General features: G+C 67.1%; 8 protein-coding genes and 3 pseudogenes. 8 read left to right on the plus strand and 3 right to left on the minus strand.

Going from position 1 to position 7,726, the window contains the following annotated elements; all coding sequences use genetic code 11:
• The 3 genes and pseudogenes from ACZ51D_RS43230 to ACZ51D_RS43240 all read left to right on the plus strand — a co-directional run.
• Positions 1-360, plus strand: a pseudogene (locus ACZ51D_RS43230) (hypothetical protein); the annotation flags it as partial.
• Entirely contained in the window at positions 357-2,405 is a 2,049-nt protein-coding gene (locus ACZ51D_RS43235) for a tyrosine-type recombinase/integrase (protein ID WP_465665794.1), read from the plus strand. The pseudogene ACZ51D_RS43230 and the gene ACZ51D_RS43235, both read left to right, overlap by 4 nt.
• A 10-nt stretch (positions 2,406-2,415) precedes the next feature.
• The gene (locus tag ACZ51D_RS43240) at positions 2,416-2,640 is read left to right on the plus strand and encodes a hypothetical protein (protein ID WP_465665796.1); all 225 of its coding nucleotides are present in this window, start codon (positions 2,416-2,418) and stop codon (positions 2,638-2,640) included.
• 48 nt (positions 2,641-2,688) lie between these two features.
• On the opposite strand, the gene ACZ51D_RS43245 is transcribed toward ACZ51D_RS43240, so the two are convergent.
• The gene (locus ACZ51D_RS43245; RefSeq protein ID WP_465625139.1) at positions 2,689-3,201 is read right to left on the minus strand and encodes a hypothetical protein; all 513 of its coding nucleotides are present in this window, start codon (positions 3,199-3,201) and stop codon (positions 2,689-2,691) included.
• A gap of 283 nt (positions 3,202-3,484) precedes the next feature.
• Here ACZ51D_RS43245 and ACZ51D_RS43250 point away from each other — a divergent pair, with 283 nt between their 5' ends.
• Positions 3,485-3,709, plus strand: a complete 225-nt coding sequence (locus ACZ51D_RS43250; protein WP_465625137.1) for a hypothetical protein — start codon at positions 3,485-3,487, stop codon at positions 3,707-3,709.
• A gap of 67 nt (positions 3,710-3,776) precedes the next feature.
• Here ACZ51D_RS43250 and ACZ51D_RS43255 read toward each other — a convergent pair whose 3' ends face one another.
• Complete coding sequence (locus ACZ51D_RS43255; RefSeq protein WP_465625135.1) at positions 3,777-5,210, minus strand: hypothetical protein; 1,434 nt, start codon at positions 5,208-5,210, stop codon at positions 3,777-3,779.
• 65 nt (positions 5,211-5,275) lie between these two features.
• On the opposite strand from ACZ51D_RS43255, the gene ACZ51D_RS43260 reads away from it, so the two are divergent.
• Positions 5,276-5,716 (plus strand): AAA family ATPase, encoded by a 441-nt coding sequence (locus ACZ51D_RS43260; protein WP_465625133.1) that lies wholly within the window; start codon positions 5,276-5,278, stop codon positions 5,714-5,716.
• Between the two features lie 192 nt (positions 5,717-5,908).
• Here ACZ51D_RS43260 and ACZ51D_RS43265 read toward each other — a convergent pair whose 3' ends face one another.
• Entirely contained in the window at positions 5,909-6,457 is a 549-nt protein-coding gene (locus ACZ51D_RS43265) for a DUF4262 domain-containing protein (protein WP_465625131.1), read from the minus strand.
• Between the two features lie 423 nt (positions 6,458-6,880).
• Between ACZ51D_RS43265 and ACZ51D_RS43270 the strand changes: the two genes are divergently transcribed.
• From ACZ51D_RS43270 to ACZ51D_RS43280, 3 genes and pseudogenes are all read left to right on the plus strand, one after another.
• Positions 6,881-7,192: a transposase gene (locus ACZ51D_RS43270; protein ID WP_360334868.1), complete on the plus strand. Its 312-nt coding sequence runs from the start codon at positions 6,881-6,883 to the stop codon at positions 7,190-7,192.
• A 155-nt stretch (positions 7,193-7,347) separates the two neighbouring features.
• Positions 7,348-7,425 (plus strand): annotated as a pseudogene (locus tag ACZ51D_RS43275) (IS3 family transposase); the annotation flags it as partial.
• Positions 7,426-7,446: 21 nt separating this feature from the next.
• Positions 7,447-7,726: pseudogene (locus ACZ51D_RS43280) on the plus strand (hypothetical protein); the annotation flags it as partial.

A 7,726-nucleotide genomic window follows, 5' to 3' on the forward strand; every position in this document is an offset into this window, starting at 1 on the left:
TGCCCTCAGCTCCACCGTCCTGCTGCGACAGGATCAGCGGCGAAGGCCTCTCACCTCCACTCGAACCACAGCGCCTCACGGCGCACGCACGACCTGAGGCACAGCGCGGCCAAGAGGATGGTCCGCGATCCGAACCTGACCCTCGCCGACGTGCAGTGGGTCATGGGAAATGCCCACATCACCACCACGGAAATTTACATCGCTCCCACGCCCGACGAGGTCGTCGCCCACGTCCTGGCCCACCATGAACGACAGCGCGCCGAGCAGGCCAAGCCGCCGGCTCCGCCGGCGCCGGGTTACCGCCCCGAAGTGCTGGCAGCGCTGTTCGGCACCTCGGCTGCGGGCGGCGAAGGCCGGTGAACCCGACCGCGAACGTCGAGGTTGCCAGGGCCGTCGAGTCACCTGAGGTGGACAACGCGCTGGAGTGGGAACCGCGAGTCGGCGAACCGAGCTGGTGGCAGACCCGTCAGAGCCGGGAGAACCTGGTCGAGCGGTTGCTGGGACTGTTCACCGAACCCGGTGCGGGACTGACCCGCGACAAGACCCGGCGGCGGGGCCTGGGCAAGCTGCTGGACTGGCTCGAAGGCCAGCCCGGAGAGACCTGGCAGGATCGCTGGATGGCCAGCGGGGCGGACGACGCCGGCTTCGAGTGGACCGATCTGCCCCTGCAGGGACGCGGCACACCCAAGAGCCACTGGCGCGATGAACTGGCCACGGGACTGGTGCTCCTGGTCGCCGGGCAGGCGATCCGCCCCAGCTACCCGTGGCTGCTGCGGCAACGCGTGACGGTGCTGCTCAACGAATCCCGGGCCGCCAGCGACCCCGCTGCCTTCCAGCGACTCGAACGACTGGCCCAGCACGCGACCCCGACAGCGAGGTCCGACGCCCTGAACAAGCTCACCTGGATTGTGATCCGCAAGGGCGGCCTGGTCAGCGACATCACCGTCGGCGACTGCATCGAACTGACCGCCGCACTGGAGGAACACCACTTCCGTGGCAGCGCGGGCCGGCCGCTGTTCTACGCCCTACTCAAGGAGACCGGCGTACTCCCGGCCAGCGCACCGCTGCGGCTGAGGGCGCTTCGCATCGAGGGCCGCCGCAGCGTCGAGCAGATCGTCGACGCGTACGGTATCGAGTGCCGGGCCGTCCGGGACCTGCTGGTCGAGTACTTCACCGAGCGGGCTCCCGAGCTCGACCATGTCTCGCTACGTTCGATCGCCCGCAATCTGCGCCGGTTGTTCTGGCGCGACCTGGAGATCCACCATCCCGGCATCGACTCGCTGCGACTGGCGCCCGAGGTTGCGCAGGCGTGGAAGGAACGCCTGGCCTTCATCCGTGACGCCCAGGGCCACCCGGTGCGGCCGCGGGTGAACTTCCGCAGCGAGCTGGTGTTCGTCCGGGCGTTCTACCAGGACATCGCCCGCTGGGCCGCCGACGATCCGGCACGGTGGGCGCCCTGGGTCGCGCCGTGCCCGATCAAGGCGAACGAGTGCGCGACGAAGAAGTCCAGGTCCGGGGTGAAGTCCCGGATGGACCAGCGGACCAGGACCCAGCTGCCGCTGCTGCCCGCCCTGCTTCGCGCCGTCGACCGGCAGTGCAAGGACGCCGAGGCCCGCACCACCGCAGCTCGCGCGACGCCGGCCGGTGGACGGTTCCTCGTTGCCGGGGAGGAGTTCGAGCGCTGCGGGTCCGGGCAGGCCCGCCGCGTCTACGTCACCGAGGTGGCCGCCGGCAGGCGGCGGAACCTGACCCACGAGGAGGAAGCAGCGTTCTGGTCCTGGGCGACGGTGGAGGTGCTGCGGCATACCGGCATCCGGATCGAGGAGATGCTGGAGCTCACCCACCACAGCTTCATCGCCTACACCCTGCCTACCACCGGCGAGGTGGTGCCGATGCTGCAGGTCGCCCCGTCCAAGACCGATTCGGAGCGGCTGCTGCTGGTCTCTCCGGAGCTGGCGGAGGTGTTGACCGCGGTCATCTTCCGGGTCCGGGCCGGGAACGCCGCCCTGCCGCTGGTGTCGGCCTACGACGTGTTTGAGCAGACCTGGAGCCCGCCCATGCCGTTCCTGTTCCAACGCCGGTACGGCACCGAGGAGCGGCCGCTGACCCGCAGCTACATTCGCGAGTGCCTGGTCGCGACCTCGCAGTCCGCTCAGATCACCGTGGCCGGCGCCCCGCTCGAATGGCGCCCCCACGACTTCAGAAGGATCTTCGTGACCGACGCCATCCGCTCCGGACTGCCCCCGCACATCGCTGCGAAAATCTGCGGCCACGCCGCTTTGGACACCACCATGGGGTATGCCGCGATTTACCCGGAGGACGTGATCTCCCATCACCGGGCCTTCATCGCCCGCCGCAGAACCGAGCGACCCAGCGAGGAGTACCGCGAGCTTACTGCTCGTTGACCCGGCCCAGATGCCACGCCTCCAGGAGATCCACGCCAACCTCGTCGACCGCCTCCAGGAGGCCAGGGACCAGGGGTGGCTCGGCGAGGTCGCCGCGATCGAGACCACCATGGCCGCCGCCGCGCAGAAGCTGGAGGCCATGCGCGACCGCGCAGCGCAACCGTCCACCGTTCACCTCGGGATGCCAGACTTCCGCCGCGACGCCGGACGAAGCAGCGCCGAGTCCGAGGGCTGAGCGCCGAAGGGCACCAGGACAGCGTTCCCGACAACATGTGCTCGAGTATCAATACAGAGACGGAAGAGCTCTCGTTACGGCCTCATGGAACCGGATCTGCAATGGATCAAGGCGTCGACTGAGCTGCTTAGCCGATTCGAGACTTGCTGCCCATACGGTCTCCCCCGCAACAGTCCGCAGCTCCTTGGCTAGTGCACGCAGCTCGCTATCTAGTACCCGTGCTCGCGATGACTCCAGCCTCAATACGGCCTCTGACCAGCCAATAGCTGTCGGGGTCTCCCACTGGCGTGCAGTCCATTGGCCCGTTTGCTGAACCTCAGCGAGAACTCGATCCAGTTCGTCGTAGACGGCTTTAATCATGTCCGAGACCGCTGACTGCAACGCCAAGATACTCTCCTTCTGGAAGGTATCAAGAGAATCCTTACGATCCCGCCTGTACTGCTCGTCGCGAGTAGCAATCTCGCGTCTGGCTGCGGTTCTCTCCTTGTAGATCGTCAAAACAGACGTCGTTAGGGAGCCGAGAACAACTCCCACAAACCCGAAAATTGCCTCCGAAGCCACGTCAGTGCCCCTCCCAGACGGCCCATCAGCGCTGGCGTTTCCCCACCACCGACTCCTCGACGTCGCGATGCCCGCTCATGCCGTTGATCACGCACCCGGTACGACTGTCGCTCCGGTGCCCATGTGCACGAGGGCTTCGCCACGCCCGACCGTGATCCCCCAACAGCATTTCCAGGGTGACACTGAGTCACGACATGGACTCAAGTAGGGATCGGACCTGGATCAAGATCAGTTCGGTTAAGCATGCATCCGCTGCCCGCTCCTGCGGCCCGATCCGGCCCAGATGCCCCGCCTCGCCGAGATCATCACCAACCTCGATGCCCGCATCGCCGAGGCCCGACGCGAAGGCTGGACCGGCGAAGTCGCCGGCCTCGAAGTCAGCCTGTCCTCCGCCATGGAAAAGCTCGCGGCGATGCAGGCCCTCTCCGAGAACGGGCGGACAACCGATCTCGGTATGCCCACCTTCAAGACCCCGTACGGACGAGTCATCGAGGAGTCAGGGCCGTGAACGGCCCTGTCGAAGACTCCTCGCCGACGTACATGTCAAGTGCTCGGGTCCGTGCGAACCAACATGCTCACGACGGATCGTCGCTCCGGTCTTCCCCGCTCGTGATGTTGAGGGCTCCATCGCGCATTACAAAGTGGCGGGCCGCATTGTCGTCAACGGTGACGCGGGGATGGCAGGCGCCCTGGAATGCCTCGGCCCGCAGCTGGAAACGGGCGGGGTTGGCACCCTGCACAGCGCGCAGACGCCAGGGGCCGTCATCAGCGCTCTCGGGGCGGGGCGACACGGCCAAGTGCAGGAGGGCGGAGGCGTTGTAGTGGGTGCCGTAGCGCGTGTGATCCGAGGTGTATGTGGCCAATCGGAGCTCGGCCGACGGCGGGCCGGGGGCCGTCGAGGTGTCTGGAGTGGGCTGCTGGGGTGCGTCGGCGGCCGAGTGCGATTGGGCCCGGGCACGGAGGCTGAAATCCGGTTGATGGGCCGTCTCTGACAGCACCGTGGCGAACCAGTCGGCGAGAGCAGGGCCACCGCGTCGGGCCCAGGTCTCGATGAGTTGGCGGAAGCCGGCTTCGCGGCGGTGGGACGTGCGGTGCGTGCCTGCGGTAAGGATCGCCTCGCCCGCTCCGGCGAAGGCCCGTTGGAAATCGCGCACCGGGACGCGGTGCGTGTGCTCGGCAGAGCGGACCATGCGGATGTGCAGCATGGCGCGGTGCAGGAGAGTCGCGGCGGCCGTGGCGTTGGTGCCCAAGTGCCCCTCCTGGGGGGAACCGGGCAAGGCAGGCTGGCTGTCACGGTGCGGAGTGGTCGCGTCAGCCCGGCGTCCAGCGGCGGACAGGTGCCAGTAGCGGTCGTCCGGGCGGAGGTCGGCCATCGCCGCACGGAGCGTGCCGCGGGCTCCGACGCCGATCGATACGCCGTCCGCTTCTGTTCGAAGGACGACGCCCCGGGCGTCCTGGGAGTCGAAGCGGACCTCGGTGATGTCGCGTAGCCGTATGTCCAGCGTGGCGGCCTCTGGAGAGGTGACGTCGTCGACGGGATAGGAACGGGCAACAGCCAGTTCGAGATGCCCAATGAGACGGCTGCCGGCCCGTTCGACCTGCAGATGGCGAACCTCGGCCGACGGCAGGTCGTAATCGGTGGCGAGGCTCTCTGCAACCTGCGGCGTCACCACCATCACCGGGGCCATCACCTGCCCCAGATAGTCACGACCGGGTACGTACGGCTTCGCCGGCGCCAACAGCTCATCCAACGAGTGACCGGCGACCGAGGCCTGGTCCCGCATCCAGGCTCGCCTTTCCTTACCGAGGCCAGCCATCCATTCCAAGACTGCCCGCGCACGACGCTCGCGCCCGCTTCGCGTGCTGGCCGTCACCGCCCGAAATAGAGGAAAGGTGTTGTTGTCCCACACGTCCGCCGCCACGCGGATGGTCTCCCGGTCGAAGCCGCGCGCATCCGAGGAAGCCTCAGCGATCTGCACCAACGAGCGGTCCAGCAACGCGCCCAGCACGGCGACCGCGGAACTCCGTTGAACTGGCGCAGCTCTCTGGAGCCAATCAGTACCTATACGGCGCCATGGAGAGGAAGCATCGAGGTTGGCCATGCCGGGATCGTCGCACGAAACACGATCACATCGAACAGGTATCTGAACGTGTTCCTCTGTATCGAGCTGGGAGTGCGCCGACACTCCCCTTCGGTCAATCTGGGGCCTTGCACGTAACACCCGGACCTCACTACTTTCTGTCACGAAATCCCGCCCCTCTGACACGCCGTGCACCAATCACGCGGCTTCCTTCTTGGTTCAGAGAAGCCACCGCCGACGCCGTCCTGCTCCAGCACCACATCCTCCTGACCCGTGCGCGCCGGGGCGCCACGACCTACGTGGACAACACCTCGGTCGAGGCGCACCACCGGCTCCAGCTGGTGGAGCTGGCCCACCAGCACGGCCGCCGAGCCGTCGCGGTCCTGGTCGACGCCCCGCTCGCCTTCTCGGGGGGTCCCAGCCCTGTGGCGTGACGTTGGGAAAGGTGCCCTCGTTGAGAGCCGGGAGCCGGTTCTCGGGGGGTGTTGCTCTGTGGCGGTGCTGTCACGTTAACGGGTGCTTGATCATCTGATGCTGTAGAAGATCAAGAGACAGCTCTACGGGCGAGCCGGTTTCGACTTGCTTCGCAAGATGATCCTGCTTCAGTAGATCCCCGCCGACCGGGCTCAGAGCTCGGCCGTCCAGACTCCGACTGGGTGCTCGCTGGGCGGCAGCCACAACTGCGGCTGCGAGTCTCGATGCCCCTGCTCGATTTGTTCTTCCCAGTGAAAGCGCCCGTTCGCGTCGGGCCATGCCACCTGCAGGACTGGGAAGGGCGGCCGCCGGTAGAACCCGATGGCCTGCCCGAAGAAGGTCCGGTACCAGCGAAGATCGGCCCGCCTGAGCCCTACCGGTAGGCCACGGGCGACGCCTTGATGCTCCTGGCCGTCAGACAGGACCGCGCCTGAGGCCGCCTTCTCGCCGAGTGTGTTGAGCATGCGGTGCATGAGGTGGACATCGAGCCCGAACATCGCGAGCTCGGGTGCACCGTGTGCGTGGGAGAGGCCGATCGTGTAGGCGAACCCCGGGCCGATCTCGTCCTCGGGGACCATCGCGACGTGCCAGCCGTACTCCTGCACATTGCCGATGATCGTCCGCTCAACCTGGTCTGCATCGTCTCGGTCACCGTAGTCGTGGCACAGGACGCATCGGCACTGGAATGGATCACCGGTCATGCGTGCAGAGTACGAGGTCAGCGTTCGAATCCGGCAGGCAGGCCGGGATTTCGAAAACCCGTCACGTTCTGTGACCGCTCCCCAAGATCTGTGCCAGAACCGAGATTCGACAGCGTTTGTTCATGACTTCAGACAGCGGGGCTTGGTCAGGCGATTCGAACAGCGCAGTCCTGCAGCCCGTTTGGCCACCCGACCGAATGAGGCTGGCCAACCAGGCGGAGTATCCAGGCTGACCAGCCTCGTCGCGTCGTCAGTCCGTTGCGTTCAGCCGAGACTCTGCGACCGCGAGGCCGGCGATGGCGGCGAGCATCAGCACCGTGCCGGTGACGACCGCGATCTGGGATTGTCTTCCTGTGAGGTTCCCCCGAGGTGCGGAAGGTTGCCGGACATGGCCTGATTGGCCATGAGAAGGGAGCCTCTGCCATGGCTGCACCGATGAAGTATCCGCCCGAGTTGCGGCAGCGAGCTGTTGCCGCGTACCGGGCTGCCGATCCGAAGCCCGTGATCCGTCAGATGGCCCGGGACCTGGGCGTGCACCACGAGGCCCTGCGGAACTGGATCCGCCAGGACGAGGCCGACCGGGGCGAGCGTGACGACCGGCTGACCACGGCCGAGAAGGAGGAGCTGGCCGCTCTGCGCAAGGAGAACGCCGAGCTCCGCCGGTCCTGCGAGATCCTCAAGGCCGCCTCGGCTTTTTTCGCCCAGGAGCTCGACCCGACCCGGCGACGGTACTGAAGCTCATCGACGAGCACCAGGACCGCTTCGGGGCCGAGCCCGTACTCCGGGAACTGCACATCCCCGCCTCCACCTACTACCGCTGGCGCCGCGAGGTTCACGAGCCGTGCGCGCGAAGACGCCACGACGCGGAGCTGACCGAACACATCCGCCGGATCCACGCAGACTCCGACGAAACCTACGGCTCCCCGCGCGTCCACGCCGTCCTGCGGCGCGAGGGCACCCACGTCGGCCGCAAACGGGTCGAGCGCCTGATGCGCCAGGCCGGCCTGCAGGGCGTCAGCCCGCGCCGGCCCCGCGGCTTCACCCGCCGCGACCCGGCGGCCGACCTCGCCCCGGACCTGGTCCAGCGCGACTTCACCGCCAACGCTCCGAACCGGCTGTGGGTCGCCGACATCTCGCTGATCCCCACCGGCGAGGGCCCGTGGTGGCTGGCCTCGGTGGATTCAACTGGTCGTCGCAACACCTTGATCATAGAGGTATGCGATGGGACGAGATCAGGAGGTGGCGGAGGCGCCTGCGGGAGCACGACGG

This window comes from Kitasatospora sp. NPDC033851, from assembly GCF_055576085.1.

What these genes read in the sequence shown, in the direction of transcription:
- ACZ51D_RS43260 (WP_465625133.1), top strand. Translation starts at nt 5,276, where the DNA reads ATGGAGAGGAAGCATCGAGGTTGGCCATGCCGGGATCGTCGCACGAAA.
- ACZ51D_RS43250 (WP_465625137.1), top strand. Translation starts at nt 3,485, where the DNA reads ATGCCCCGCCTCGCCGAGATCATCACCAACCTCGATGCCCGCATCGCC.
- ACZ51D_RS43265 (WP_465625131.1), bottom strand. Translation starts at nt 6,457, where the DNA reads ATGACCGGTGATCCATTCCAGTGCCGATGCGTCCTGTGCCACGACTAC.
- ACZ51D_RS43240 (WP_465665796.1), top strand. Translation starts at nt 2,416, where the DNA reads ATGCCACGCCTCCAGGAGATCCACGCCAACCTCGTCGACCGCCTCCAG.
- ACZ51D_RS43270 (WP_360334868.1), top strand. Translation starts at nt 6,881, where the DNA reads ATGGCTGCACCGATGAAGTATCCGCCCGAGTTGCGGCAGCGAGCTGTT.